This is a genomic window from Pseudomonas sp. PvP009 (genome assembly GCF_017832995.1).
GTDB classification, from domain to species: Bacteria; Pseudomonadota; Gammaproteobacteria; order Pseudomonadales; family Pseudomonadaceae; genus Aquipseudomonas; species Aquipseudomonas syringae.
Genome location: NZ_JAFIBG010000001.1, coordinates 715083 through 741164, shown reverse-complemented (window position 1 = coordinate 741164; position 26082 = coordinate 715083). Strand labels below are relative to the sequence as shown.

Annotated in this window: 25 protein-coding genes; 15 read left to right on the top strand and 10 right to left on the bottom strand. The window is 60.8% G+C overall.

The features are described 5' to 3' along the window. Positions 1–8 precede the first annotated feature (8 nt). The 4 genes from JOE29_RS03315 to JOE29_RS03300 all read right to left on the bottom strand — a co-directional run bounded on the left by JOE29_RS03315 (position 9) and on the right by JOE29_RS03300 (position 6003). A complete protein-coding gene (locus tag JOE29_RS03315; RefSeq protein WP_004411920.1) occupies positions 9–641 on the bottom strand; it encodes a pseudouridine synthase in 633 nt (210 codons plus the stop codon). A gap of 79 nt (positions 642–720) precedes the next feature. Then, on the bottom strand, positions 721–2184 hold the full coding sequence (gene amn, locus JOE29_RS03310; protein WP_003392026.1) for an AMP nucleosidase: 1464 nt from the start codon (positions 2182–2184) through the stop codon (positions 721–723). Positions 2185–2236: 52 nt separating this feature from the next. Further along, a complete protein-coding gene (locus tag JOE29_RS03305; protein WP_210078789.1) occupies positions 2237–3886 on the bottom strand; it encodes an acyl-CoA dehydrogenase family protein in 1650 nt (549 codons plus the stop codon). A gap of 122 nt (positions 3887–4008) precedes the next feature. Beyond that, a complete protein-coding gene (locus JOE29_RS03300) occupies positions 4009–6003 on the bottom strand; it encodes a 7TM diverse intracellular signaling domain-containing protein (RefSeq protein WP_003392021.1) in 1995 nt (664 codons plus the stop codon). A 365-nt stretch (positions 6004–6368) separates the two neighbouring features. On the opposite strand from JOE29_RS03300, the gene JOE29_RS03295 reads away from it, so the two are divergent. The 4 genes from JOE29_RS03295 (at position 6369) to JOE29_RS03280 (ending at position 10140) form a co-directional block, all read left to right on the top strand. Continuing rightward, the gene (locus JOE29_RS03295) at positions 6369–7166 is read left to right on the top strand and encodes a hydroxymethylpyrimidine/phosphomethylpyrimidine kinase (RefSeq protein ID WP_210078788.1); all 798 of its coding nucleotides are present in this window, start codon (positions 6369–6371) and stop codon (positions 7164–7166) included. Positions 7167–7189: 23 nt separating this feature from the next. Then, positions 7190–7807, top strand: coding sequence for a thiamine phosphate synthase (gene thiE, locus JOE29_RS03290; RefSeq protein WP_003313864.1), 618 nt, complete (start codon positions 7190–7192; stop codon positions 7805–7807). Positions 7808–8012: 205 nt separating this feature from the next. Further along, entirely contained in the window at positions 8013–9296 is a 1284-nt protein-coding gene (gene hemL / locus JOE29_RS03285; protein WP_003392017.1) for a glutamate-1-semialdehyde 2,1-aminomutase, read from the top strand. Positions 9297–9591: 295 nt separating this feature from the next. Next, a complete protein-coding gene (locus tag JOE29_RS03280) occupies positions 9592–10140 on the top strand; it encodes a tetratricopeptide repeat protein (RefSeq protein WP_003313867.1) in 549 nt (182 codons plus the stop codon). Positions 10141–10182: 42 nt separating this feature from the next. On the opposite strand, the gene JOE29_RS03275 is transcribed toward JOE29_RS03280, so the two are convergent. Next, entirely contained in the window at positions 10183–10509 is a 327-nt protein-coding gene (locus tag JOE29_RS03275; RefSeq protein WP_003313868.1) for a DUF1820 family protein, read from the bottom strand. Between the two features lie 139 nt (positions 10510–10648). Here JOE29_RS03275 and miaB point away from each other — a divergent pair, with 139 nt between their 5' ends. The 5 genes from miaB (at position 10649) to lnt (ending at position 16066) form a co-directional block, all read left to right on the top strand. After that, positions 10649–11977 (top strand): tRNA (N6-isopentenyl adenosine(37)-C2)-methylthiotransferase MiaB, encoded by a 1329-nt coding sequence (miaB, locus tag JOE29_RS03270; protein WP_003368786.1) that lies wholly within the window; start codon positions 10649–10651, stop codon positions 11975–11977. A 176-nt stretch (positions 11978–12153) separates the two neighbouring features. Beyond that, positions 12154–13176 carry a PhoH family protein gene (locus JOE29_RS03265; RefSeq protein WP_003313870.1) on the top strand — a complete coding sequence of 341 codons (1023 nt, stop codon included), beginning with the start codon at positions 12154–12156 and terminating at the stop codon, positions 13174–13176. Then, positions 13169–13669, top strand: coding sequence for an rRNA maturation RNase YbeY (gene ybeY, locus JOE29_RS03260; protein ID WP_003313871.1), 501 nt, complete (start codon positions 13169–13171; stop codon positions 13667–13669). Before JOE29_RS03265 ends, ybeY begins: the two co-directional genes overlap by 8 nt. Before the next feature lie 5 nt (positions 13670–13674). Beyond that, complete coding sequence (locus JOE29_RS03255) at positions 13675–14517, top strand: HlyC/CorC family transporter (protein ID WP_003368790.1); 843 nt, start codon at positions 13675–13677, stop codon at positions 14515–14517. A 28-nt stretch (positions 14518–14545) separates the two neighbouring features. After that, positions 14546–16066, top strand: a complete 1521-nt coding sequence (gene lnt, locus JOE29_RS03250; RefSeq protein ID WP_074997200.1) for an apolipoprotein N-acyltransferase — start codon at positions 14546–14548, stop codon at positions 16064–16066. 50 nt (positions 16067–16116) lie between these two features. On the opposite strand, the gene JOE29_RS03245 is transcribed toward lnt, so the two are convergent. Both JOE29_RS03245 and JOE29_RS03240 read right to left on the bottom strand, forming a co-directional pair. Then, entirely contained in the window at positions 16117–16887 is a 771-nt protein-coding gene (locus tag JOE29_RS03245) for a YdcF family protein (protein WP_024664303.1), read from the bottom strand. A gap of 101 nt (positions 16888–16988) precedes the next feature. Further along, complete coding sequence (locus tag JOE29_RS03240) at positions 16989–17330, bottom strand: hypothetical protein (RefSeq protein WP_003313875.1); 342 nt, start codon at positions 17328–17330, stop codon at positions 16989–16991. Positions 17331–17642: 312 nt separating this feature from the next. On the opposite strand from JOE29_RS03240, the gene leuS reads away from it, so the two are divergent. The 6 genes from leuS to JOE29_RS03210 all read left to right on the top strand — a co-directional run bounded on the left by leuS (position 17643) and on the right by JOE29_RS03210 (position 23965). Continuing rightward, complete coding sequence (gene leuS / locus JOE29_RS03235) at positions 17643–20249, top strand: leucine--tRNA ligase (protein ID WP_046266164.1); 2607 nt, start codon at positions 17643–17645, stop codon at positions 20247–20249. A gap of 89 nt (positions 20250–20338) precedes the next feature. Beyond that, a complete protein-coding gene (gene lptE, locus JOE29_RS03230; protein ID WP_003340893.1) occupies positions 20339–20944 on the top strand; it encodes an LPS assembly lipoprotein LptE in 606 nt (201 codons plus the stop codon). A 41-nt stretch (positions 20945–20985) separates the two neighbouring features. Then, positions 20986–22023: a DNA polymerase III subunit delta gene (gene holA, locus JOE29_RS03225; RefSeq protein WP_003368796.1), complete on the top strand. Its 1038-nt coding sequence runs from the start codon at positions 20986–20988 to the stop codon at positions 22021–22023. A 5-nt stretch (positions 22024–22028) separates the two neighbouring features. Continuing rightward, positions 22029–22241 (top strand): hypothetical protein, encoded by a 213-nt coding sequence (locus tag JOE29_RS03220; RefSeq protein ID WP_046266165.1) that lies wholly within the window; start codon positions 22029–22031, stop codon positions 22239–22241. A gap of 147 nt (positions 22242–22388) precedes the next feature. Continuing rightward, a complete protein-coding gene (gene arfA / locus JOE29_RS03215) occupies positions 22389–22544 on the top strand; it encodes an alternative ribosome rescue factor ArfA (protein WP_002555325.1) in 156 nt (51 codons plus the stop codon). Positions 22545–22627: 83 nt separating this feature from the next. Next, a complete protein-coding gene (locus JOE29_RS03210; protein WP_003421065.1) occupies positions 22628–23965 on the top strand; it encodes a lytic murein transglycosylase in 1338 nt (445 codons plus the stop codon). Positions 23966–24088: 123 nt separating this feature from the next. Here the strand turns inward: JOE29_RS03210 and lipA are convergent, their stop codons facing one another. Genes lipA through JOE29_RS03195 form a run of 3 tightly spaced genes read right to left on the bottom strand, consistent with a single transcriptional unit; the run spans position 24089 to position 26020 of the window. Beyond that, the gene (lipA, locus tag JOE29_RS03205; RefSeq protein ID WP_002555327.1) at positions 24089–25096 is read right to left on the bottom strand and encodes a lipoyl synthase; all 1008 of its coding nucleotides are present in this window, start codon (positions 25094–25096) and stop codon (positions 24089–24091) included. Continuing rightward, on the bottom strand, positions 25089–25745 hold the full coding sequence (gene lipB / locus JOE29_RS03200) for a lipoyl(octanoyl) transferase LipB (RefSeq protein WP_003313884.1): 657 nt from the start codon (positions 25743–25745) through the stop codon (positions 25089–25091). The genes lipA and lipB overlap by 8 nt, the downstream gene beginning before the upstream one ends. Beyond that, on the bottom strand, positions 25745–26020 hold the full coding sequence (locus JOE29_RS03195) for a DUF493 domain-containing protein (protein WP_003313885.1): 276 nt from the start codon (positions 26018–26020) through the stop codon (positions 25745–25747). The genes lipB and JOE29_RS03195 overlap by 1 nt, the downstream gene beginning before the upstream one ends. Positions 26021–26082 lie beyond the last annotated feature (62 nt).

Sequence of the window (26082 nt, the reverse complement as noted above, 5' to 3'; positions counted from 1 at the left end):
CACCTGCATCACAGTTTTGCGGCGACTTCCCTGTACTGGCCCTGATCCAGGCCCTCCAGCGTCCAGTCGCCAATCCTGACCCGCACCAGCCGCAGGGTCGGCAAACCGACTGCAGCAGTCATGCGCCGCACCTGCCGATTGCGCCCTTCCTTGATCACCAGCTCCAGCCAGCTTGTCGGCACGCTCTTGCGAAAGCGCACGGGCGGGTTACGCGGCCATAGTTGCGGTTCATCGAGCTGCCGCGCTTCGGCGGGTAAGGTCGGCCCGTCGTTAAGCTGGACACCGTCGCGCAACTGCTGCAATTGCTCATCGCTCGGCTCGCCTTCGACCTGCACCCAGTAGGTCTTGGCCAGCTTGTGCTTGGGATCGGCAATGCGCGCCTGCAACTGGCCGTCGTTGGTCAATAGCAGCAAACCTTCGCTGTCGCGATCCAGGCGCCCGGCCGGATAGATGCCGGGGATCTTGATGAAGTCCTTGAGCGTGGCCCGCCCCTCCTCATCGCTGAACTGGGTCAGTACATCGAAAGGCTTGTTGAACAGGATCAGCTTCGGCTCGGCCGGTGGCGCTTTGGCGACACGCCGGGCAGCACCTGCCGGTTTGGAGGCAGGACGGCGGGAATCGGGGCGTTGGGTGCGGGACATGAGAATTCGGCAATCGGAAAACAGAAAGGGCCACTTTAGTGGCCCTTTGTGCAAATACCAATCTATTAACGGCAAGCCATCAACGGAATGGCGGCTCGTCGAAGCTGCGCAGTTTGCGTGAGTGCAGCGAGTTCAGCTCGGTGCGCAGCAGGTCCAGCGCAGCGATACCGATCTTCAAATGCTGGCTGACCGCACGTTCATAGAACGCATTCGCCGAACCCGGCAGCTTGATTTCGCTGTGCAAGGGCTTGTCGGATACACACAGCAAGGTGCCGTAAGGCACACGCAGGCGATAACCCTGAGCGGCAATGGTGCCGCTTTCCATGTCGACCGCCACTGCGCGCGACAGGTTGATCAGCGGACGTTCCTGAGCCCAGCGCAGTTCCCAGTTACGGTCGTCATAGGTCAATACCGTGCCGGTGCGCAGGCGCTTCTTGAGCTCTTCGCCGCGCTCGCCGGTAATCTGCGCAGCCGACTCCTGCAGGGCCAGTTGCACTTCGGCCAGGGCCGGAATCGGGATATGCGGCGGCAGCACACGGTCGAGAATCCCGTCGCGACGCATGTAGGCGTGAGCCAGCACGTAATCGCCGATGGTCTGCGACTGACGCAGGCCGCCGCAGTGACCGATCATCAGCCAGCAATGCGGACGCAGCACGGCGAGGTGATCGGTGATGTTCTTGGCGTTGGACGGGCCGACGCCGATATTGACCAGCGTCACGCCGTGACCGTCTTCGGCGATCAGGTGGTAGGCCGGCATCTGATAGCGGTGCCAGACCACGCTGGCGACGATGGCCTGGGCTTCGTCCTGGCCCATGCTCTTGTCGACTACCACGTTACCCGGCAGGACCATGCGCACGAAACGCGGGTCTTCGCGGAGCTTTTCCAGGCCGTGCAGAATGAACTGGTCGACATAGCGATGGTAGTTGGTCAGCAGAATCCACGGCTGCACATGGCGCCAGTCACTGCCGGTGTAATGCACCAGACGGCGCAGCGAGAAATCCACCCGCGCAGCGTCGAATAGCGCCAGTGGCAGCGGGTCGACATTGGCCCAGTCGTAAAGGCCGTCGGCAATGCCATCGGTGGCAGCCGACAGGTCGGTGCTCGGGAACACCCGTGCCAGCGCCGCAGCGGTGACGCCCGTGCCGGCCAGCTCATCGCCCTGCTCGACCACGTAAGGATAAGGAATGCTCTGCTCGCTCATGCCGACTTCGACCGTTACGGTGAAATCGTTCATCAGCGGGACAAGTTGTTCGAGCAGGTACTTTTTGAAAGCCTTGGGCTGCGTGACGGTGACGCTGTAAGTACCCGGCAGCTGCACCTTGGCGTAGGCACGCGTGGTCACCGGCACTTCGCCCTGGCATTTGTAGACCAGGCGCAGTTCCGGGTAGCTGAATTGCGCGCGCTCTTCGGCGGTGGGTTCGACGCGGTCTTTCAGGTAGCGCTTGAGCGCCTGACTCAGCGCACTGGTGGCGCGTTCATGCAGCTCGGCGAGCCGTTCTACAGCCTGCTCGGCGGTGTCGACAACAACAAAGGCTTGGGTCACGATTCATGTCCTGTCTGATCTTGCAGACGTGCATCGTAACGGGTTCGCGTGCTCATGCCACCTGCGGCGAGGCCCTTTGCAGCAATGTTTCTACGTCGACGCCCTTGGGCAATGCGCCATACACTCGCCCGCTGGACACCAGTCGACCGGCAATGAAGCCGTCACTGACCGCCGCGTTACCCGCTTCCAGCAGCAACTTGCCCTGCAAGGCGATGGCGATGTCTTCGGTCAGTTGACGGGCGCGGTACTGGATGTCGCCGGTGTCCCGAAACGCGGCCTTGAGCGTGTCGATGTGCGCCGCGAGATGCCGGTCGCCATGCCCGTCGCCCAGTTCGTCGAACAGCGCATCGAGTGCGCCGGGCTCTTTGGACAGGGTTCGCAGCACATCCAGGCATTGCACGTTGCCGGAGCCTTCCCATGTCGAGTTGACCGGCGCTTCGCGGTACAAGCGGGGCAGAATGCTGTCCTCGACATAACCGGCGCCGCCCAGGCACTCGGCGGCTTCGTTGATCATGGCCGGGGCGCGCTTGCAGATCCAGTATTTGCCCACTGCCGTGACCAGGCGCACGAAACGCTTTTCGTGATCATCATCCTGGTGGTCAAGCGCGCGCCCCATCCGCAGGGTCAGGGCCAGCGCGGCCTCGCTTTCCAGTGCCAGGTCAGCCAGCACGTTCTGCATCAACGGCTGCTCGGCGAGCAACCGACCACTGACCGCTCGGTGCGCGCAATGATGCGTCGCCTGGGTCAGCGCCTGACGCATCAGGGCACTGGAGCCGATCATGCAGTCGAAACGGGTCATGGCGACCATTTCGATGATGGTCGGCACGCCGCGCCCTTCCTCACCGATCATCCATGCCAGCGCGCCGCGAAACTCGACTTCGCTGGAGGCGTTGGACCAGTTGCCGAGCTTGTTTTTCAGCCGCTGAATGTAGAACTCGTTACGCGTATCGTCCGGCCGGTGGCGCGGCAGCAAAAAACAACTGAGGCCCTTGTCGGTCTGCGCCAGGGTCAGGAAGGCATCGCACATGGGTGCCGAGCAGAACCACTTATGCCCGACCAGCTCGTAGGCCTGGCCGGGGCCGCCTGCCCCCACCGGGAACGCACGCGTGGTATTGGCGCGCACGTCGGTGCCGCCCTGCTTCTCGGTCATGGCCATGCCGATGGTCGCGCCGTTCTTGTGCGCAATGCCCACGTTGCGTGGATCGTACTCAGTCGACAGCACCTTGGGCAGCCAGATTTCAGCCAGATCCGGCTGGAGCCTGAGCGCAGGCACGCTGGCAAAGGTCATGGTCAGCGGACAGCCGCTGCCGGGCTCAGCCTGGGTGTGCAGATAGCTCATGGCCGCACGCGCCACGTGAGCACCGGGCTGCGGCTTGGTCCACGGCAACGATGGGATGCCATGCGCGATGGCCGTGCTCATCAACTGGTGATACGCCGGGTGGAATTCGACCAGGTCGATGCGATGCCCGTAGCGGTCATGGCTGGCAAACTCGGGCTTGTGCTGGTTGGCCAGAAAGCCCGCTGCCATCAGCGGGCCACCTGCCAGCGCACCATAGGCGTCGATACGCGGCTGCGCCCAGCCCGCCCCGAATCGGCTGCTCCAGTCCTGAAGCGGCACGTCGATACGATAAAGGTTTGCCCCGTCGAGCAGCGGCGGTTGATTGGTGACTTCGTGGGTTTCGGCGAATTGATTCAGGTTCATGAGTCATCTCCTGCCTGCGTACACACGCAATATGCACACAGTGAACCACGCACCCGGCCCTCGCAAAAGTGCCGTAGCCGCCTAACCGCCGGCGCTTTCAGCTGATGACGCTATAAGGCCGCTTATATGCCCCATTGAGCCTTGAGTTCAGGCGCCCTGCGCACTGCGCCCGGCACGACCATCAGCATCGGGACGCTCAGCGTGAAACAGCTGCCCTTGCCGGGTTCGGAACGATGACTCAATTCGCCGCCCTGCAGCTCGACCAGTTTCCGGCAGATCGCCAGGCCGATGCCCAGCCCGCCGTATTCCCGGGTCATGGAGCCGTCGACCTGAAAGAAATGCTGATACAGCCGGGCTTCGTCCAGGCGGCTGAAGCCGATACCGCTGTCCATCACTTCGACCCGCAGGTAGAGGCGCTCCAGGTCCTGCGGATGACCGCTGAAACGCACCTGCACAGCACCCTTGCGGGTGAATTTGATCGCGTTGTCCACCAGACACTCGATGCACTGGTAGAGCTTGCTCGCGTCGCCGCGAAGGTTCGGCGGCAGTTTATCGTCCAGATCGAGCGTCAATATCAGGCCCTTGGCCTGAGCCGCACCGCTGAAGCGCTCCTCCAGCCTGTAGGCCAGATCCTCGGGCGCAAACGACTCGCAGTCGGCGTACAGCACACCGGCCTGCAGCTCGGTGAGGGTCAGGATGCCATTGATCATGCTCATCATGTCGCGCGCCGAACTGGCGGCAGTTTGCTGATACATCTCGAGTTCGTCGTCCATGTCCAGCGTCTGCATGACCTCCAGCGACCCGATCACGCCGTTCATCGGCGTGCGCAACTCATGGGTGAGCGTGGCGAGGAACTCGTCCTTCAGCCGGTTGCTGTTGGCCAGTTGCTGGTTGAGACGCTCAAGATCCTGACCGGCAGCCAGCAAGGTTTGCGCCTGTTGCCGGCGGGCGTGGTTGATACGGTCGGCCAGCGCCATCGACAGGAAGGCCATCTCCAGCACCGTGCCGATGTGCGAGGCGTACATGGTCAGGAAGGTATTGGGCAGATAGCCGAGCAGCATCAAGCCGAAGATCAGTCCGCTGACCATGAACACCGACCAGGCGAGCACAAAATAGCGCCCGACACGCTCGCCCTTGATGACCGCAACGATACCCGCCAGATAGATCGTCAGGGCGCCTGCCATGACCAGCTGAGCCGCGCCGCGCAGGGCCGGCCCGTAGCTGAGGAACAAGGCCATGCCCATGACCAGTACGGCAGCGCCGATGACCGCCAGCAGCAGGCGGTCCAGCCAGCGGCTCAATTGTGCCGTACCCAGAAAGCTGCGCGAAAACTGGCAGGCGAATAACGTCGCCAGCGATATCAGGAAGGGGGTCGACGCATTCGCCCACCAAGGGCTGTCAGGCCACAGGTATTCGATGGCAACGCCGTTGATCGACATCTGGTAAAGCCCGAACGAGGCGACGTAAAGCAGGTAATACAGGTAATCCACCTCACGAACGCTGAGGTAGATGAACAGGTTGTAGACCAGCATGCCCAGCAGCACGCCGTAGATCAGACCGAAGACGTAAACCTTGGAGGGCTGCGCATCCAGATAGGCGTGGGTGGACCAGAGGTAGAGCGGTGCCTGAACAGCGCCTTCGCTGCGAATACGCATATACAGGGTTCGCGTCTGGCCAGGCGGCAGGTCCAACTGAAAGAGGTAGTTGTTCTGGGCGAACTGACGGCTGGAGAACGGCAGCATATCGCCGGTATGCCAGGCTCGAGTCGGCTGCCCGTCGGCATCCGGGCCGTAGAAGTCAATGTGGTCCATTGGCGGATAGGCCAGTTCCAGCAGCCAGTCGTTATGAATGCTGGCATCTGTGGGGCGATACGTCAGTTCGACTTTCAGCCAGAAGGCGGAACGTGAATAACCGGCGTTGAAGGTTCCGGCAGGCACGGGCTGAAAGGCACCGGCGTGAGAGGCGGCGCTGACGCTTTCGATGGTCGCCTCGCCGGTCGGGTCCTCGAATACCTGAATGGCACGGCCCAACGAAAGAAAACGAGTGTTTTCATCAAACTCGACTGCATGACTCTGCAACGGCAGCCAAAGAGCCAGAATGATCAACAGATAGCGCATTGAAGCCCCAAGGTAGGTCGTCGCGTTCAATCCATCCATTGATTACGACGTCCCGCAAATTTCTATCCTTGAAACAGGCTAATGATTCAAACACACCATTGAACGTGCACATGTACCGGCAGACATCAATAAACAACCGAACCGTCACTCGTCAGCCTTGCCAATCAAGCATAGCCGCTAATAGCTTAAAGACAGTATCGCGATCAAAATCAAGGTAATAGCTCTGTATCGGTGACTGCAGAGCAAACATGAGTACTTTTTAAGGTTTTGTCGAGCCTGCGGTTGTCGCCGCTTGACCTTGATCCACAAGAAAAAACCGGCACCCCGAGCGGCCCGCGAAAGGTTTAGTGATAAGCTCGCGCACCATGAATATCTATAGCTCTCGCCCCGTAGTCCTTTGCCTGTCCGGCCACGACCCTAGTGGCGGCGCCGGTATGCAGGCCGATATAGAAGCCCTGCTCGCCCAAGGCTGCCATGCCGCTCCGGTGATTACCGCGCTCACCGTGCAAGACACGGTGAACGTCAGTGATTTCCGCGTACTGGATCGCGAATGGGTGATGGCACAAGCCAATGCAGTCCTCAATGATTCGAGCGTAGCAGCCGTCAAGCTGGGCATGCTGGGCTCACTGGAAATGGTCGATACGGTCGTCGATCTGCTTCTGGCTCACCCGCATTTGCCCATGGTCTGTGACCCGGTGTTACGCGCTGGCGGCGGCGGCAGACTGGGCAAGGACGAGGTCGGCTACGCCATGCGCGAGCGCCTGTTGCCGCTGTCGACCATCGCCACGCCGAACCTTCCGGAGGCCCGCATCCTTGCCGAACTTCCCGAAGGTACTGCAGATGAATGCGCCTACAAACTACTGCCGTTTTGTGAATATCTGTTGATCACTGGCGGTCATGGTGATGAACAGCAAATCCATAACCGCCTGTACCTGCGTGGCGGCCAGACCCACACCTTCGTCTGCGAACGTCTTCCCGGCAGTTACCACGGCTCTGGCTGTACCCTGGCCAGCGCACTGGCCGGGCGCATCGCTCAGGGACAAGAACTGGTCAGCGCGGTGAAATCGGCACTCGACTACACCTGGCGGACCCTGAGGGATGCCGAACAGTTGGGCCGGGGGCAATTCGTGCCACGTCGGCTGCCGCTGGATTTTTGCTCGTAACACATCGCCATGAGGGTCGATTCATGAAACTGCGTGGCCTGTATGCCATTACCGACAGCCAGTTGCTGTCCGGAAAATTCCTGTCGTACGTCGAAGCTGCGCTGGACGGCGGCGTGACGCTGCTGCAATACCGCGACAAGAACAGTGACGAGTCCCGCCGTCTGCGCGAAGCGACCGAACTGCTCAAACTCTGCGAACGCTACAAGACCCGGCTGATCATCAACGATGACGCTGAGCTGGCTGCGCGCCTGGGGGTAGGCGTGCACCTGGGGCAGTCGGACGGCTCGCTGCCCGATGCCCGCGCCCTGCTGGGGCACAAGGCGATTGTCGGGGCTACCTGTCATGGCCGCGTGGAATTGGCCGAGCAAGCCAAGGCTGATGGCGCGACGTACGTGGCATTTGGCAGGTTCTTCAATTCACAGACCAAACCCGGTGCCCCCGCCGTACCGCTGGACCTGATCGCTCAGGTGCGTGCCCGGGTCCACCTGCCGATCGCGGTGATTGGCGGCATTACCCTGGAGAACGCGCCGCAACTGGTCGAGCACGGCGCCGACCTGCTCGCCGTGGTGCACGGTTTGTTCGGCGCTGAAAATACTCAGGAAGTGACCCGCCGGGCAAAAGCTTTCACGGCGCTGTTGTAGAGCGGAATCGTTGTGGGGGCGAACCGGGCGACGCTCCCACAAGTACGTGGATCCTCATTCGCAGCCGCGCTTCATTTGATATAGTGCGTGTTCCTGCGCCTTCTCTGGCTCATGCCACCCAATAAAGCAGCCCACCCTGAAGCTGCCCGCCTCGGCTGACCCCAGCGTAGACACGAATTCCCCGTTTCAAAGCAGAGACCCGATCATGTCCCGTTCCGAAACACTGTTCGCCAACGCCCAAAAACACATCCCCGGTGGCGTCAATTCGCCGGTTCGCGCCTTCAAGAGCGTGGGTGGCACGCCGCTGTTCTTCAAGCACGCTGCGGGCGCCTACGTGACTGACGAAGACGACAAGCGTTATGTGGATTACGTCGGCTCCTGGGGCCCGATGATTCTTGGCCATAGCCACCCCGACGTGCTCGATGCCGTGCGCAGCCAGCTGGAACACGGCCTGTCCTACGGCGCACCGACGGCCATGGAAACCGAAATGGCCGACCTGGTCTGCGAACTGGTGCCGTCCATGGAAATGGTCCGCATGGTCAGCTCGGGCACTGAAGCGACCATGAGTGCGATTCGCCTGGCCCGTGGCTTCACCGGCCGCGACAGCATCCTCAAGTTCGAAGGCTGCTACCACGGTCACTCCGACAGCCTGCTGGTCAAGGCAGGCTCCGGCGCGCTGACCCTGGGCGTGCCCAGCTCGCCCGGCGTACCTGCGGCCTTCGCAAAACACACCCTGACCGTGCCGTTCAACAACCTCGACGCCGTGCGTGACCTGCTGGCCGAAGTGGGTCAGGAAGTAGCGTGCATCATCGTCGAGCCAGTGGCTGGCAACATGAACTGTGTGCCGCCCGCGCCTGGCTACCTGCAAGGCCTGCGCGACCTGTGCGACGAGCACGGCGTGGTGCTGATTTTCGATGAAGTGATGACCGGTTTTCGGGTAGCCCTCGGTGGCGCCCAGGCTTACTACGGCGTGACGCCCGACCTGAGCACCTTCGGCAAGATCATCGGTGGCGGTATGCCGGTCGGCTGCTTTGGCGGCAAACGCGAAATCATGTCGCACATCGCACCGCTCGGCCCGGTCTATCAGGCCGGCACCCTCTCGGGCAACCCGCTGGCAATGGCGGCCGGCCTGACCACCCTGCGTCTGATCAGCCGTCCCGGCTTTCACGACGAACTGAGCGACTACACCCGCCGCCTGCTCGAAGGTCTGCAACAGCGCGCCGATGCCGCAGGTATCCCGTTTGTGACGACTCAGGCCGGCGGCATGTTCGGTCTGTACTTCAGCGAAGCCGAAGAAATCGTCACGTTCGAAGACGTGATGACCAGTGACTCCGAGCGCTTCAAGCGCTTCTTCCACCTGATGCTGGACGGCGGCGTGTACCTCGCGCCGAGCGCATTCGAAGCGGGTTTCACTTCTATCGCCCATGGCGATGCCGAGCTGAAGCTGACTCTGGATGCCGCAGAAAAGGCATTCGCTGCGCTGAAATAAAATCGTCAGGCATCACTCGCGCAGGGTGTCAGTGAACCGGCGCGAGTGATGGCTACGAATGAAACTGAACGTTAAGTCCGTATTTTGCTTCTACAATGCAATGCGAACACTGCACCTACACGCTGACGACAGCCCTCTTTCAGGTAATCCGCCCGAAAAAAGGACGTTTTAAAGCCGTGCAGCAGAAAATCCGTAAAGACTTTGTAAGGTTGGCTCTGCTTATTTCATAATGCGCAGCCAGCACGTTTAGCTGGTCGGGCATGCCCGCACCTTTTTCAGAGGTAAGTCGACTCCCATGAACCGCACCGGCCGCACCCTTGTATTGGGCTGCCTGTTGCTTGTCTATCCCCTGCTGGCAAGTGCCGGCGGCAACTCGTTGTTAGTCCCGGCGATGGGTCGTTGCACCCTCAATACCCAGCCAGAGAACCTGCCTGCAGCGCTTGAAGCCTGCCAGCAGGCCGCCAAGGGTGGGGACGCACAGGCGCAGTACGAGTTGGGTGAGTTCTATTACGAGGGCAAAAATGCACCTCGCGATTTGCCGCAGGCGCTGAATTATTTCGAGCAGGCTTCACTGCAGGGCCATGCCCAGGCGCAGTACCAACTGGGCTTGATGTTCAGCCGTGGCGAAGGTGTGCAGGCCAACAACATTCAGGCCTACGTCGTGCTGAAAATGGCCGCGGTCAATGGCTCGGAAGAGGCGCTTGACGCTGCCGACGAAGTCTCGGCAAAGATGCCGCGTGACGAGCTCGAAGTGGCCACTCAGGTACTGGGGCAGATTTTCCGCAAGTACCTGCTTGAACTGCAGACCGCCGAAGGGCGCAGTCCTTTCTCTCCGTTGCCCTGATCAGGAATCTTTCAGGGCAATCGCGATTCACACCTGCAACGCTTACTTTTCCGGCATCGGCATGGGGAACGGCATCACATTGCTGGTGCCGCGTGCTTCGCTGATCTTCGGTGTGCCCATGCGTTCGACTTCATCGATGCGCACAATCGAATGCATGGGCACGAAACTGCGCACCACGCCTTCGAACTGGGCCTTGAGCTTCTCTTCGCTGGGGTCCACCACAACGGTCGTGCGCTCGCCGAAGACGAACTCTTCAACTTCCAGAAAGCCCCACAGATCACTTTGGTAGATCTGCTTGGCGTACATCTCGAACACCTGTCCCTGGTTGAGGAAAATCACCTTGTAGATTGGAGCTTCGCGTTTGGTCATAACGGGCGGGTAACGATCAGAGATGAAAAAGGGGCACGGACTATAGCATGTCCGCCCGCCTCGTCGGACAGCCGACGCTAGGAACCCGAGCCCTTCATCCTTATAATGCGCGGTTCACTGACACGGTTGATCATCACGCATGGCCAAAAAGCTTTATATCGAAACCCACGGTTGCCAGATGAACGAGTACGACAGCTCGCGCATGGTTGACCTGCTGGGCGAACATCAGGCCCTGGAAGTCACCGCTCGCGCGGAAGACGCCGACGTGATCCTGCTCAATACCTGCTCGATTCGTGAGCGCGCCCAGGACCGGGTGTACTCCCAGCTCGGCCGCTGGCGTGAGCTGAAGCTGGCCAATCCGGAAATGGTCATCGCCGTCGGCGGCTGCGTGGCCAGCCAGGAAGGCGCAGCCATTCGCGATCGCGCGCCCTACGTGGACGTGGTGTTCGGCCCGCAGACCCTGCACCGCCTACCGGAAATGATCGACGCCGCACGCGTGACCCGCTTGCCGCAGGTCGACGTCTCGTTCCCGGAAATCGAAAAATTCGACCACTTGCCCGAGCCGCGCGTCGATGGCCCGAGCGCGTACGTGTCGGTGATGGAAGGCTGCAGCAAATACTGCACGTTCTGCGTGGTGCCCTACACCCGCGGCGAAGAAGTCAGTCGTCCGTTCGACGATGTGCTGAGCGAAGTGATCCACCTGGCCGAAAACGGCGTGCGTGAAGTCACCCTGCTGGGGCAGAACGTCAACGGTTATCGCGGCACCACCCACGACGGCCGCGTTGCTGACCTGGCGGACCTGATCCGCGTAGTCGCCGCCGTCGATGGCATCGACCGCATTCGCTACACCACTTCGCACCCGCTGGAATTTTCCGACAGCCTGATCCAGGCCCACGCGGAAGTGCCGGAGCTGGTCAAACACCTGCATTTGCCCGTGCAGTCGGGCTCCGACCGCATTCTGGCGGCCATGAAGCGCAACCACACCACGCTGGAATACAAGTCCCGCTTGCGCAAGCTCAGGGCCGCGGTGCCGGGCATCAGTATCAGTTCCGACTTCATCGTCGGCTTCCCCGGCGAGACCGAAAAGGATTTCGACAACACCATGAAGCTGATTGAGGACGTCGGTTTCGACTTCTCGTTCTCGTTCGTCTACAGCCCGCGTCCGGGCACGCCCGCTGCGGACCTCAAGGACGATACGCCGGAAGCCCTGAAGAAAGAGCGACTGGCCGCGCTGCAACATCGCCTGAACCAGCAGGGTTTCGAGATCAGCCGGCAGATGGTGGGCAGCATCCAGCGCATTCTGGTGACCGATTACTCGAAGAAAGACCCAGGCGAACTGCAGGGGCGCACCGAGAACAACCGGATCGTCAATTTTCGCTGCGACAACCCCAAATTGATCGGGCAGTTTGCCGATGTACACATCGATGATGCGCAGCCTCACTCGTTGCGCGGCTCGCTGCTACAGTAAAGCTTGAGTGTCGCCGCAGAAACGAATCGCCGAATGAATTCGTTTCTGCGCGGTCCCTACCATTGAGCACGGTGAATCCCTGGCGCAGCCTTTAACAAGGCAAAGCTTTCGCACAACCAGCGCTAGGGGTATTCTTCAATACATCTCAATTGCCGCCGGACGGCCATTAAACGACCTTGAACGCACCCATAGAACCTCATCGTTTCACCCTCGAGCCTTTCGAGGCCCATCGTTTCGCCAACTTGTGCGGGCAACTCGACGAGCACTTGCGCCTGATCGAGCAACGCCTGGACATCGAGATCCGCAATCGCGGCAATCAATTCGAGCTCATTGGCGACCCCAAACAAAATCATTCCGCCGAGAACCTGCTGCGCCGTCTGTACCGGGAAACCAAAGGTACCGAACTGACGCCGGACATGGTCCACCTGTTCCTTCAGGAATCGGGGGTGGACGGCCTGGATAATCACCCTGCCGCCGAAGTCGGCGTCTCGCTGCGCACCAAAAAGGGCATGATTCGCCCGCGCGGCCTGAACCAGCAGCGTTACGTCAAGGAAGTCCTCAGCAACGACATCAACTTCGGCATCGGCCCTGCGGGTACCGGCAAGACCTACCTGGCGGTGGCCTGCGCGGTGGATGCACTGGAGCGCGAGCAGATTCGACGCATCCTGCTGGTGCGCCCGGCGGTCGAGGCTGGCGAGAAGCTGGGCTTCCTGCCCGGCGATCTGGCGCAGAAGATCGACCCGTACCTGCGCCCGCTGTATGACGCGCTGTACGAGATGCTCGGTTTCGAATACGTCGCCAAGCTGATCGAGAAACAGGTCATTGAAGTGGCACCGCTGGCTTACATGCGCGGACGCACCCTTAATAACAGCTTCATCATTCTCGACGAAAGTCAGAACACCACCGTCGAGCAGATGAAGATGTTCCTGACCCGTATCGGCTTCGGCTCCACGGCCGTGATCACCGGAGATATCACCCAGGTCGACCTGCCCAAGGGCACTCGCTCCGGGCTGACGCATGTCATCGATGTGCTCAAGGACGTGCCGGGCATCAGCTTCACGCATTTCAAACCCAAGGATGTGGTTCGCCACCCGCTGGTGCAGCGCATCGTCGAAGCCTACGAGCGTTTCGACGACCGCCTCAGCGATGGTCCGTCGGGCAACAACAGTTACCCACGGGACAAACACCGCGATGCTTGAGCTGGACCTGCAGATTGCAAGCGAGACAAGCGCCCCTGACGAAGCCCGATTCCGCCTCTGGTGTGAAATGGGCTTGCGTCAGCGCAGTGCCGACTCCGAGCTGACCATCCGCCTGGTTGACGAAACCGAAGGCCGTGAGCTCAATAACACCTGGCGACACAAAAATTACGCAACAAACGTGCTTTCATTCCCGGCGGACGTTCCAGACGACATGCTGGACATCCCGTTGCTGGGCGATCTGGTCATCTGTGTTCCGGTTGTCAACCGTGAAGCCGTTGAACAGGGCAAGTCCATCGACGCGCATTGGGCGCACATGGTCATTCATGGCTGCCTTCATCTGTTGGGTTACGACCACATCGATGATGAAGAAGCCGAAGAAATGGAAGCACTGGAACGAACGTTGCTTGAGGAGCTGGGCTATCCCGATCCTTACGCTGACGACGAAAGTGCCGACCTTCCCCATTCAGACACACCAAGCAAGGACCACGAGTAAGGGCTATGAGCGAAGACCGATCGAGCAACGGGCAAAAGTCATGGTTGGGTAAACTGACCCAGGCCTTTGTCCATGAGCCGAAAAACCGCCAGGAGCTGCTTGAGCTGCTGCGCGAAGCCCACCAGAACAAACTGCTGGACAGCGAAGCGCTGGCCATCGTCGAGGGCGCCATTCAAGTGGCTGACCTGCAAGTGCGCGACATCATGGTGCCGCGCTCGCAGATGATCAGCATCAAAGCGACCCAGACACCCCGTGAATTTCTGCCTGCGGTCATCGACGCTGCGCACTCGCGCTATCCGGTGATCGGCGAGAGCCACGATGATGTGCTCGGTGTGCTGCTGGCCAAGGATCTGCTGCCGCTGATCCTCAAGGCCGACGGCGACAGCGATGACGTCAAGAAGCTGCTGCGTCCGGCCACCTTCGTGCCCGAGTCCAAGCGTCTCAACGTGCTGCTGCGCGAGTTTCGCGCCAACCACAACCACATGGCCATCGTCATTGACGAATACGGCGGCGTGGCGGGTCTGGTGACCATCGAAGACGTGCTGGAACAGATCGTCGGCGATATCGAAGACGAGCATGACGTCGAGGAAGACAGCTACATCAAACCGCTGCCCAGCGGCGACTTCCTGGTCAAGGCCCTTACGCCGGTCGAGAATTTCAACGAATTCTTCGACAGCACGTTCTCGGACGACGAGTTCGATACCGTGGGCGGTCTGGTGATGAATGCCTTCGGCCATCTGCCCAAGCGCAACGAGATCACTGAAATCGGTGCCTATCGTTTCCGCATCCTGAGCGCTGACAGCCGTCGCATTCATTTGCTGCGCGTGACGCCCATTTCACGTCCGTAAACACTTGATGCTGCTTTAAGGAATCTACATGCGCTGGATAACCCGCCCCGGCTGGCCCGGTAACCTGCTGGCCCTGGCGGCTGGCGGGCTCACGACCCTGGCCCTGGCGCCTTTTGACCTCTGGCCTCTGGTGCTGGTGGCAGTGGCGATGTTCTATCTGGGCTTGCGCGACCTGAACCCGCGCCAGGCACTGGCCCGCGGCTGGTGCTATGGCTTCGGTCTGTACGGCGCCGGCACCAGCTGGATCTACGTCAGCATTCACACCTACGGCGGCGCGTCCGTGTTGCTGGCAGGGCTGTTGATGCTGTTGTTCATCGCCGCCATTGCCCTGTTCTTCGCCCTGCCCGCCTGGGTCTGGGCGCGCTGGCTGCGTCGCAATGAGGCACCGCTGGCCGATGCGCTGGCCTTCGCAGCGCTATGGCTGTGGCAGGAAGCGTTTCGCGGCTGGTTTCTCACCGGCTTCCCGTGGCTCTATTCCGGCTACAGTCAGCTCGACGGCCCACTGGCCGGGCTCGCCCCCGTCGGCGGCGTATGGCTAATTTCGTTCTCGCTGGCGATGACTGCTGCACTGTTGTGCAACCTGCACCGCCTGCGTGCACGCAAATCGTTTCTGGCCATGGGCGTGGTGCTGTTGCTGGCCCCGTGGGTCATAGGCCTTGCCCTCAAGGGGCACGCCTGGACATCGCCGTCCGGCGCGCCACTGAAAGTCGCGGCAATGCAGGGCAACGTCGAACAAAGCATGAAGTGGGACCCGCAAAAGCTCAACGATCAGTTGGCGCTGTACCGCGACATGACCTTCCGCTCGCAGCAGGCAGACCTGATCGTCTGGCCGGAAACCGCCGTGCCGGTGCTCAAGGAAAGCGCAGAAGGCTATCTGTCGATGATGGGCAAGTTCGCTTCGGACCGCGGCGCGGCGCTGATCACCGGCGTACCGGTGCGTGAACCGACCGGGCGCGGTGAGTATCGTTATTACAACGGCATCACGGTCACGGGTCAGGGTGACGGCACCTACTACAAGCAGAAGCTGGTGCCGTTCGGTGAGTACGTGCCGCTGCAGGACCTGCTGCGGGGGCTGATTTCCTTCTTCGACCTGCCAATGTCGGACTTCGCGCGCGGGCCGAACGATCAGGCGTTATTGCAGGCCAAGGGTTATCACATCGCGCCGTTCATCTGCTACGAAGTGGTCTATCCGGAGTTCGCCGCAGGCCTGTCGGCGCAAAGCGACCTGCTGCTGACGGTCAGCAACGACACTTGGTTCGGCACCTCGATCGGCCCTCTGCAACACTTGCAAATGGCCCAGATGCGCGCCCTTGAAGCGGGTCGCTGGATGATCCGCGCCACCAACAACGGCGTGACCGCGCTGATCGACCCGTTCGGCAAGATCACCGAGCAGATTCCGCAGTTCGAACGCGGCGTGCTGTACGGCGAAGTGGTGCCCATGCATGAACTCACGCCGTATCTGCACTGGCGCTCGTGGCCGCTGGCAATTGTCTGCCTGCTGCTGTTTGGCTGGGCGTTGATGGCAGCACGGATTTCCAAGACCGTATGACTGCACGAAGCCGGTTTCATCTGCCCGCGGGTGAAATCGGCTTCAGATGATCATTGCCCCTTCCGATAAATCCACGGATACACCAGCAAGCCTGCGGCTTCATTGAGCAGCACCCCGCTCTGCGTGAACACGCGACTTTCAGGCAGCCAGCCACCAAAAGGCCTGGCGTTGTCGACCCCCAGAAAGCCGACCGGCGCACCCACCACCGTGAAACCCGCCTGCTCGAAGCTCCAGCGTGCCCGCGGCATATGCCAGGCCTGAGTCACCAGCACCACGCGCTTGATACCTTGCGGCTGCAGAATTGCGGCGCTCATGGTCGCGTTTTCCCACGTGGTGCGGCTCAGGCCCTCCTGCCAGCGCACCGCTACAGCAAAATCATCCTGCAGCGACTGCGCCATGATCGAAGCCTCGCTGGGCGGCTGGTCAAAATGCAGGCCGCCAGAGGTCAGTATCGGCAGTCCGGATTCTTTCGCCAATCGAGCTGCCAAACGCAAGCGCTCGAGTCCAAGACCGGTGGGCGTGTCTGTCCCCCAGGTCGGCGAGTTGCGCTCGCGCCCATTGCCCAGTACCACAATGGCATCCGCCTGCTGCGCCAGTGTCGCCCACTGCTGTTGCGGCAAGGGAGGGACCTGCTCCAGCTTACGAGCGGCAAACTCTACGGCGACCGGCAGGCTCATCAGCCACAATCCGCCAAGGCCGACCGCGAAAAAAGTCGCAGCCAGACGCGGCCGCGTGCGACGCAACCACCAGCCAAAGATCAGCAGGACAAACAGAATGCCGGGCGGCAAAAGAAGTGCTTTGAGCAGGTAGCGCAGCGGCATCGGGACATCTCCATGAGTGCCCGCAGCCTAGAATGTTTGCAGACACGCGACAATGTCTGAAGCAGGAAGCCCGAGGTAGCCAGCCACTTTTCGTACAGAGCCTAAGAGTTACGGCCCAGCCGCACTGATGCCTTGGCTCGTCGCCGGTCCTTCAGCCAGACGATGGTGGCTGACGCACGGGGCGACCTGCCATGCTCCGCAGTAATCAGACCGCTGCTCGTAGACGTGTCCGCGACAACTGCGCCTGCTTCCCCGGAACCTTTTTCGAGATAGGCTTCAATCAACTGGAACTCGGCACGACTTAGCCCCTTGAGCTCAAGCTCGGCAGGCGACTCGTTCCGGAGCCGGACCGAGGTACTCGCCGTCTCGAGTGCAAGACCGAGACGGTCGATCAGACGCTCATACAGCCGGGTCAGGCTTACAACATGCTGCAACTCTGTCATCCGCTCACCTCATCGAAGATAATCATCACCCTCGCGTTTGAGCTTAGCGCTGCTGCAAGAACCGGTAGGGAACAACGACCAACGGCCAGATGAGGTTGTCAGCCGGGCGTTGAGCCCACAAGTGGAGCAATCAGGGTTTCCCTCGATAGACGGCCCTCATGTATGCTACTGCGCTTCCTGTAATTCCACTTCCGCGCTCTTGAGCCCGAACGCACCGCACAGACAGTTGCAATTGTCCGCCACGCGGTGCCGACCTGACTCGGCGAAGCAATGAAGAGGTCAAGGGTCACTAATCCTTAGTAAAAAGTAGCCATGCACGAACTCTATCAGCCCCGTGAAATCGAAGCCGCCGCCCAAACGTTCTGGGATGAGCAAAAGTCTTTTGAAGTCAGTGAACAGCCAGGCAAGGACACTTTCTATTGCCTGTCGATGTTTCCTTACCCGAGCGGCAAGCTGCACATGGGTCATGTGCGCAACTACACCATTGGTGACGTGATCTCCCGCTACCAGCGCATGCTGGGCAAGAATGTTCTGCAGCCCCTGGGCTGGGACGCTTTCGGCATGCCGGCTGAAAACGCCGCCATCGACAACAACGTCGCACCGGCCAAGTGGACCTACGAAAACATCGACTACATGAGGACCCAGCTCAAGAGCCTGGGTCTGGCGGTTGACTGGTCGCGCGAAGTCACCACCTGCAAGCCTGATTACTACCGCTGGGAACAATGGCTGTTCACTCGCCTGTTCGAAAAGGGTGTGATCTACCGCAAGAACGGCACCGTGAACTGGGACCCGATCGACCAGACCGTACTGGCCAACGAGCAGGTCATCGATGGCCGTGGCTGGCGTTCCGGCGCGCTGATCGAAAAGCGCGAAATCCCGATGTACTACTTCAAGATCACCGCGTACGCCGATGAGCTGCTGGAAAGCCTCGACGAACTGCCGGGCTGGCCTGAACAGGTCAAGACCATGCAGCGCAACTGGATCGGCCGTTCGCGCGGCATGGAAGTGCAGTTTCCGTACGACCAGGCCTCGATCGGCGAAGCCGGTGCCCTGAAAGTCTTCACCACCCGCCCCGACACCCTGATGGGGGCGACCTACGTCGCGGTGGCGGCTGAACACCCGCTGGCAACCCTGGCCGCGCAAGGCAACCCCGCACTGCAAGCGTTCATCGATGAATGCAAAGGCGGCAGCGTTGCCGAAGCCGACGTTGCCACGCAGGAAAAGAAAGGCCAGGCGACCTCGTTGTTCGTCGAGCATCCACTGACCGGCGAGAAACTGCCGGTGTGGGTCGCCAACTATGTGCTGATGCACTACGGCGATGGCGCGGTCATGGCCGTACCGGCGCACGATGAGCGTGATTTCGAGTTCGCCACCCAGTACGGCCTGCCGATCAAGCCCGTGGTCCGCACCAGCGCCGGCGATCAAACGCCTGCCCCATGGCAACCGGCCTACGGTGAGCACGGCGAGCTGATCAATTCCGGCGAATTCACCGGCCTGACTTTTCAGGACGCGTTCGACGCCATTGAAGCCGCGCTGGTCAAGAAATCCCTGGGCCAGTCCCGTACCCAGTTCCGCCTGCGTGACTGGGGCATCAGCCGCCAGCGCTACTGGGGCTGCCCGATCCCTATCGTGCATTGCGACACCTGTGGCGACGTGCCGGTCCCGGAAGACCAGTTGCCGGTTGTCCTGCCGGAAGATGTCGTGCCCGACGGCGCAGGCTCGCCATTGGCGCGCATGCCCGAGTTCTACGAATGCAGCTGCCCGAAATGCGGCGCACCGGCCAAGCGTGAAACCGACACCATGGACACCTTCGTCGAGTCCTCGTGGTACTACGCGCGTTATGCGTCGCCGCATTACGAGGGTGGACTGGTCGAGCCGAACGCTGCCAACCACTGGCTGCCGGTGGATCAGTACATCGGCGGTATCGAACACGCGATCCTGCACCTGCTCTACGCCCGCTTCTTCCACAAGCTGATGCGCGACGAAGGCCTGGTGACCTCGAACGAACCGTTCAAGAACCTGCTCACCCAGGGCATGGTCAACGCCGAAACCTACTTCCGCATGGAAACCAGCGGCAAGAAGACCTGGATCAACCCGGCCGACGTGACCCTCGAAAGAGACGCCAAGGCAAAGGTGATCAGCGCCACACTGACCAGCGACGGCCTGCCGGTGGAAATCGGCGGCACTGAAAAGATGTCGAAGTCGAAGAAAAACGGCATCGACCCGCAGACCATGATCGACCAGTACGGTGCCGACACCTGCCGTCTGTTCATGATGTTCGCCTCTCCACCCGACATGAGCCTGGAATGGTCCGACTCGGGCGTCGAAGGTTCGCATCGTTTCCTGCGCCGCGTATGGCGTCTGGCTCAGGCGCATGTGGCTCAAGGCCCGTCGACCGGCCTGGACGTTGCGGCATTGTCCGATGAGCAGAAAGCTGTACGCCGCGCGATTCATCAGGCGATCAAACAGGCGAGCCAGGATATTGGCCAGAACCAGAAATTCAACACCGCTGTCGCGCAAGTGATGACGCTGATGAACGTGCTGGAGAAGGCCCCGCAGAACACACCGCAGGATCGCGCACTGATGCAGGAAGGCGTGGAAACCGTCGCCCTGCTGCTGGCACCGATCACGCCGCACATCAGCCACGAACTGTGGACGCAACTGGGCCACAATGAGCCGGTCATCGACGCGGGCTGGCCTGCATTCGACGCACATGCGCTGGTGCAGGACAGTCTGCAACTGGTGATTCAGGTCAACGGCAAGCTGCGCGGTCACATCGAGATGCCTGCCAGTGCCAGCCGCGAAGAAGTCGAAGCGGCTGCACGCGTCAACGAGAACGTATTGCGCTTCACTGATGGCCTGACCATTCGCAAGGTGATCGTCGTGCCTGGCAAGCTGGTCAACATCGTCGCAAGCTGATTGGATCGGGCGCCCGGCAAACGCAGGGCGCCGAACATATTTCCAGGGCACGCACTGGCGGCCCAAACGGATTCAAGGGGAGCATCAAGATGATCAAACGCAATTTGCTGGTGATGGGCCTGGCTGTTCTGTTGAGTGCCTGTGGCTTCCAGCTGCGTGGCACCGGTACCACCGAGCTGGCGATCAAGGAGCTGGATGTCAGCGCCCGCAACGCCTATGGCGAAACCGTGACTCAGCTCACTCGCCTGCTGACCAGCTCTGGCGTCAAGGTCTACACCGGCGCGCCTTACAAGCTGATGCTGACCAACGAAGCCGAGACTCAGCGCGCCATCAGCTACTCGGGCTCGGGTCGCTCGGCTGAATACCAGCTGACCACCACCCTGACCTATGAAGTGCATGGCGACAGGGATCGCTTCCTGCTTGGCGATAAAGTCACCGCAGACCGTTCCTACGTTCACGACGGCAACAACCTGACCGGTTCCGATCAGGAAGCCTCTCAGGTTCGTCAGGAAATGCGCAACGACCTGATCCAGAAACTGATGGCGCGCTTGCAGCAACTGACCCCTTCGCGTCTGGACGAACTGCAGACCAAGGCCGACGCAGTTGCCAAGGCCGAAGCCGACGCACTCGAGGCTGCTCAGCGAATCCGCGACGAGACACCTCAGCAGTCGCCTGTCGAAGTTCCAGCCAGATAAGTGTTCGGGGCCGGTTTTCCGGCCCCGACATCCTCTGAATCATGAAACTCGCCCCCGCCCAACTCGGCAAGCACTTGCAAGGCACACTTGCGCCCGTCTATGTGATCAGCGGTGATGACCCGCTGCTCTGCCAGGAAGCAGCTGACGCCATTCGCGCGGCCGCACGCCAGCAAGGCTTCGATGAGCGGCAGGTATTCAGCGCCGACGCCAGCTTCGACTGGGGCACATTGCTCCAGGCGGGTGCCAGCATGTCGTTGTTTGCCGAACGCCGCCTCCTGGAGTTGCGTCTGCCCTCCGGCAAGCCCGGCGACAAGGGTGCTGCGGCGCTTATGGAATATTGCGCCAGACCCGCCGAAGACACGCTGCTGCTGATCAGCCTGCCCAAGCTCGATGGCAGTGCGCAGAAAACCAAATGGGGCAAGGCCCTGGTCGAGGGTGCGCAAACCCAGTTCGTGCAAATCTGGCCGGTGGACATCGGCCAGCTGCCGCAATGGATTCGCCAGCGCCTGTCGCAGGCGGGTCTGGCGGCGACTCAGGACGCCGTCGAACTGATCGCAGCCAGGGTCGAAGGCAACCTGCTGGCCGCCGCGCAGGAAATCGAAAAGCTCAAGCTGATGGCCGAAGAAGGCCAGATCACCGTCGAGACCGTGCAAGCGGCGGTGGCAGACAGTGCACGCTTCGATGTGTTTGGCCTGACCGATGCCGTCCTTAATGGCGAGGCCGCCCATGCGTTGCGCATGCTCGAAGGGCTGCGTGGCGAAGGGGTCGAAACGCCGGTGATTCTCTGGGCACTGACCCGCGAACTGCGCGCCCTGGCCAACATGTCTCAACAATTCAGCCAGGGCGTGCCGCTGGACAAGGTGTTCAGCTCGGCACGTCCGCCGATCTGGGACAAGCGCAAGCCACTGATGAGCAAAGCCCTGCAACGCCACTCGGCAAAACGCTGGAGCCAGCTGCTCATGGATGCGCAACGCATCGATGCGCAGATCAAAGGCCAGGCCGCAGGCTCGCCATGGAGCAGCCTGAGCCGGCTGGCGCTGCTGATGGCAGGGCAACGATTGGCACTGCCTGCGGAGTAGACCTCATGTGCGACCTGCCTACTGGCCTGTTTGAAGTCGTCGCTCGTGCCATGTTCTATCCGGTCGGATGGCCAATCGTAAAACTCCTGACGCTTGGCAAATACCCTGTAAAAGGCTCCTGGTTTGCGGAAACCCCAGCAGCAAATTGGGCGACAGGCATGGGAGTTGCCACCCTTGCAATCATCATGATGGCGCTACTGCATCAGTTTGATTTTTGATCAAACTGGCGAGCAAGCCCGCTCCCAAAGGTCTTCATTCAATCAGCCAATTGCGCGCTCAGCGCCATAGCACACGACTATTAGACACACGCGCCGTTCTGCCCGATGATTCGCAGCGTTTTACAACACCCATCAGGAGCACCCGCCATGAGCAAGCCAAAGCGGCCGAACAAGGCCAAATCCATCATCGCCCAGCCTTTGTTCCGCAGTCGTCAGGAACAACCCGCCAAGGGCAAAGGCAGCTACCGCCGCGAAGCCTTCCAGTCTAAAAGCTGGGAGGCTTCCTGCTTTATGGCAGCCTGATATCGAGCAACATTTCCGGGGCGCTTTCAACCGCTTAGCCGTGTTATGGTCTGCACCTAACGGTAATACCCTTGGACTCAAGCATGCCTTCTCGTTTTACCCATCGCCCGCAGCTGCGCCAACTCATCGCTGCCTCCAGTCTTGTTGCCCTGGTAGCCTGCGCAGAAAAACCCACTGCAGCCGATGCCACGCCTCTTCAATCCAGCAAGGTGCAGACAAACGCTCCTGCCGTAGCGCCTACGCCAGCGCTGGTCGTTGATGACAACCTCACGATTCAGCCCGCCGTCAGCTTCAGCGAATGGCAGGCCGGCTTTCGTGCCCAGGCGTTGAAGGCAGGTATCCGCGCGGACGTATTCGATCTGGCATTTGCCGGCGTCACCCCCGACATGAGCGTGGTCAAGGCCGACCGCAGCCAGCCTGAATTCAGCCGCCCGGTCTGGGAATACCTCGACGGTGCCATCTCTGCCGCACGCGTACGCAAGGGTCAGGCGCTGCTTTCGCAGTATGCCGATGACCTGCAGAAGATCGAGCAGCAGTACGGCGTGGATCGTCAGGCGCTGGTCGCGGTATGGGGGATGGAAAGTAATTTCGGGTCGTTCCAGGGTACGCAATCCGTCATACGCTCATTGGCAACGCTGGCCTACGAAGGCCGTCGTCCCGGCTTTGCACAGAGCCAGTTGCTGGCCGCGCTGGAAATCATCCAGCATGGCGACATCACCCCGGACAAAATGCTCGGTTCGTGGGCCGGTGCGATGGGCCAGACCCAGTTCATCCCGACTACCTACAACACCCATGCCGTGGATTTTGACGGCGATGGCCGACGTGATATATGGAACACCCCTGCCGATGCCCTCGCCTCCACCGCGCACTACCTGCAAAGCTCCGGCTGGCAGCGTGGTCAGCCCTGGGGCTTTGAAGTGGTGCTCGGCTCGGGATTCGATTACTCGCTGGCCGACTCGACGACCCGCAAAAGTCTTGCTGAATGGCAGCAACTGGGCCTGAAACAACCGGACGGCTCAGCCATTCCGGTCGCTGCCAGCCAGCAACAAGCCGCCTTGCTGTTGCCGGCCGGTTATCGCGGGCCAGCCTTTCTGGTGCTGGACAACTTCCGCGCGATTCTCAAGTACAACAACTCGACTTCCTACGCACTGGCGATCAGCCTGCTTTCCGATCGATTCAAGGGCGCGGGCTATGTAGTGGGCAGCTGGCCACGCGGAGACCTGCCGCTGAGCCGCTCAGAGCGCATTGAGCTGCAAACCCTGCTCTCGGCACGCCAGTACGACGCAGGCGCGCCAGACGGCATTATCGGCGCCAATACACGCAAGGCCATCCGCAGTGCGCAGCAGTCGTTCGGCTGGCCAGCCGACGGTTACCCGACGCATGAATTGCTGGAAAACCTGCGCAAGCCTGTCGGGCAGTAATCGGGAGGACGCAGAGCGTCCAGAACGGCATGCCAACGAAGAGAGTCGGCACGATAATCAACCGCAAAAAAGAAGGGCCAGGTATCACTACCTGGCCCTTCTTTTTTTTGCGCCGTGTTGTTGTCAGAGCATCGCTTTAGCGATCTTGGCCTGCTCGTCGGCGTGGTACGAAGAGCGTACCAGCGGCCCGGAGGCGACGTTCTTGAAGCCCATCTTGTAGCCTTCCTCGGCGAACCAGGCAAAGGTGTCCGGGTGGACAAAGCGCTGCACGGGCAAGTGATTGCGCGAAGGCTGCAGGTATTGACCCAGGGTCAGCATGTCGATGTCGTGTTCGCGCATGCGCTGCATGACTTCGATGACTTCTTCGTCGGTCTCGCCCAACCCCAGCATCAGCCCGGACTTGGTCGGTACATGCGGGACCATCTGCTTGAAGCGCTGCAGCAGGGTCAGCGACCACTGGTAGTCCGACCCCGGACGCGCAGCCTTGTACAGACGCGGTACGGTTTCCAGGTTGTGGTTGAACACATCCGGCGGCTCGGCGGCGGTGATTTCCAGCGCCACATCCATCCGGCCACGGTAATCCGGTACCAGCGTTTCGAGCTGCACGCCCGGCGACAGCAGGCGGATTTCGCGGATGCAGTCGGCGAAGTGCTGAGCACCGCCATCACGCAGGTCGTCACGGTCCACCGAGGTGATGACCACGTACTTCAGGCGCAGGTCGGCAATCGCGATGGCGAGGCTTTTCGGTTCGTTGACGTCGAGCGGCTTCGGACGGCCGTGGCCCACGTCACAGAACGGGCAACGACGGGTGCAGATGTCGCCCATGATCATGAACGTTGCAGTGCCACCGGAGAAGCACTCGCCCAGGTTGGGGCAGGATGCTTCTTCACAGACGCTGTGCAGCTTGTGCTTGCGCAGCAATTGCTTGATACGGTCGACTTCAGGAGAAACCGGGATACGCACGCGAATCCAGTCAGGCTTCTTCGGCAGGTCTACCGTCGGGATGATCTTGACCGGGATGCGCGCAACCTTTTCCGCTCCGCGAAGCTTGACGCCCGCTTCGACTTTCGGACGGGCCACTCGCTCGGAAACATCCAGCGTCGGGATCAGGGTTTGCACGGTGTCAGTCATAATGGTTTATTCCGCCCGTAAGGGTCGCCTGCTCAGCGTAGTCGAGGTGTTTGACGAGCTGCGCACGCAGTCGGGCACTTACCTCGGAAAATTCTATCTGCCCAGCCTGATCGCTCAGTTGGGTCATGGCCAGTCCTGCGTATCCGCAAGGGTTGATGCGGCGAAACGGCTCAAGGTCCATGTCGACATTCAACGCCAGACCATGAAACGAACAGCCGTTGCGAATGCGCAGACCGAGCGACGCTATTTTCGCGCCGTCAACGTATACGCCAGGGGCATCAGCCTTGGCTGCTGCCTTGACGCCGTAGTCGGCGAGCAAGGCGATGAGGGTGTTCTCGATCCGGGTGACCAGATCGCGAACGCCGAAACCAAGGCGCCTGACGTCGAGCATCAGGTAAGCCACCAGTTGGCCCGGGCCATGATAAGTCACTTGGCCGCCACGATCGACCTGTACGACAGGAATATTACCCGGCAGCAGCAAATGCTCGGCCTTGCCGGACTGTCCCTGGGTGAAAACCGGCGGATGCTGGACCAGCCAGACTTCATCGGCAGCCTCGCGGCCACGCTCGTCGGTAAAGCGCTTCATGGCGTGCCAGGCGGTTTCGTAATCGATCAGGCCCAGATCACGAAAACCCAGCGTAGCCGCCATCAGAGCACCATGTGCACGAAACCCGTAGCGCGCAAGGCACTATTGATATCGCGCAACTGGTCTTCGCCGGTAGCAACAATGTGCAGTTGCACAGTGGTGTATTTGCCATTGCTGCTCTGACGCTCGGCGAGCGTCTTGAGGTCGACCTTGGCGTGCTTTTCAAGCACTTCCATCACGGCCGCCGTAAAGCCCACACTGGTGTCACCGATCACCTTGATCGGGTAGTCATTGCAGGGAAATTCGATTTTGTGCGACTTGATGTCGGTATCAGTCATGGCAGTAAAGGTCTCACAAGCCGTGACGACGGACACGCGGCCCGCTCAGATCATGAGCAGGC

What these genes read in the sequence shown, in the direction of transcription:
- lipB (WP_003313884.1), bottom strand. Translation starts at nt 25,745, where the DNA reads ATGGCGGCTACGCTGGGTTTTCGTGATCTGGGCCTGATCGATTACGAA.
- JOE29_RS03275 (WP_003313868.1), bottom strand. Translation starts at nt 10,509, where the DNA reads ATGACCAAACGCGAAGCTCCAATCTACAAGGTGATTTTCCTCAACCAG.
- JOE29_RS03195 (WP_003313885.1), bottom strand. Translation starts at nt 26,020, where the DNA reads ATGACTGATACCGACATCAAGTCGCACAAAATCGAATTTCCCTGCAAT.
- leuS (WP_046266164.1), top strand. Translation starts at nt 17,643, where the DNA reads ATGCACGAACTCTATCAGCCCCGTGAAATCGAAGCCGCCGCCCAAACG.
- JOE29_RS03220 (WP_046266165.1), top strand. Translation starts at nt 22,029, where the DNA reads ATGTGCGACCTGCCTACTGGCCTGTTTGAAGTCGTCGCTCGTGCCATG.
- JOE29_RS03295 (WP_210078788.1), top strand. Translation starts at nt 6,369, where the DNA reads ATGAATATCTATAGCTCTCGCCCCGTAGTCCTTTGCCTGTCCGGCCAC.
- JOE29_RS03280 (WP_003313867.1), top strand. Translation starts at nt 9,592, where the DNA reads ATGAACCGCACCGGCCGCACCCTTGTATTGGGCTGCCTGTTGCTTGTC.
- miaB (WP_003368786.1), top strand. Translation starts at nt 10,649, where the DNA reads ATGGCCAAAAAGCTTTATATCGAAACCCACGGTTGCCAGATGAACGAG.
- thiE (WP_003313864.1), top strand. Translation starts at nt 7,190, where the DNA reads ATGAAACTGCGTGGCCTGTATGCCATTACCGACAGCCAGTTGCTGTCC.
- ybeY (WP_003313871.1), top strand. Translation starts at nt 13,169, where the DNA reads ATGCTTGAGCTGGACCTGCAGATTGCAAGCGAGACAAGCGCCCCTGAC.
- JOE29_RS03240 (WP_003313875.1), bottom strand. Translation starts at nt 17,330, where the DNA reads ATGACAGAGTTGCAGCATGTTGTAAGCCTGACCCGGCTGTATGAGCGT.
- JOE29_RS03305 (WP_210078789.1), bottom strand. Translation starts at nt 3,886, where the DNA reads ATGAACCTGAATCAATTCGCCGAAACCCACGAAGTCACCAATCAACCG.
- JOE29_RS03315 (WP_004411920.1), bottom strand. Translation starts at nt 641, where the DNA reads ATGTCCCGCACCCAACGCCCCGATTCCCGCCGTCCTGCCTCCAAACCG.
- lipA (WP_002555327.1), bottom strand. Translation starts at nt 25,096, where the DNA reads ATGACTGACACCGTGCAAACCCTGATCCCGACGCTGGATGTTTCCGAG.
- hemL (WP_003392017.1), top strand. Translation starts at nt 8,013, where the DNA reads ATGTCCCGTTCCGAAACACTGTTCGCCAACGCCCAAAAACACATCCCC.
- JOE29_RS03300 (WP_003392021.1), bottom strand. Translation starts at nt 6,003, where the DNA reads ATGCGCTATCTGTTGATCATTCTGGCTCTTTGGCTGCCGTTGCAGAGT.
- lnt (WP_074997200.1), top strand. Translation starts at nt 14,546, where the DNA reads ATGCGCTGGATAACCCGCCCCGGCTGGCCCGGTAACCTGCTGGCCCTG.
- JOE29_RS03255 (WP_003368790.1), top strand. Translation starts at nt 13,675, where the DNA reads ATGAGCGAAGACCGATCGAGCAACGGGCAAAAGTCATGGTTGGGTAAA.
- holA (WP_003368796.1), top strand. Translation starts at nt 20,986, where the DNA reads ATGAAACTCGCCCCCGCCCAACTCGGCAAGCACTTGCAAGGCACACTT.
- arfA (WP_002555325.1), top strand. Translation starts at nt 22,389, where the DNA reads ATGAGCAAGCCAAAGCGGCCGAACAAGGCCAAATCCATCATCGCCCAG.
- JOE29_RS03210 (WP_003421065.1), top strand. Translation starts at nt 22,628, where the DNA reads ATGCCTTCTCGTTTTACCCATCGCCCGCAGCTGCGCCAACTCATCGCT.
- JOE29_RS03245 (WP_024664303.1), bottom strand. Translation starts at nt 16,887, where the DNA reads ATGCCGCTGCGCTACCTGCTCAAAGCACTTCTTTTGCCGCCCGGCATT.
- lptE (WP_003340893.1), top strand. Translation starts at nt 20,339, where the DNA reads ATGATCAAACGCAATTTGCTGGTGATGGGCCTGGCTGTTCTGTTGAGT.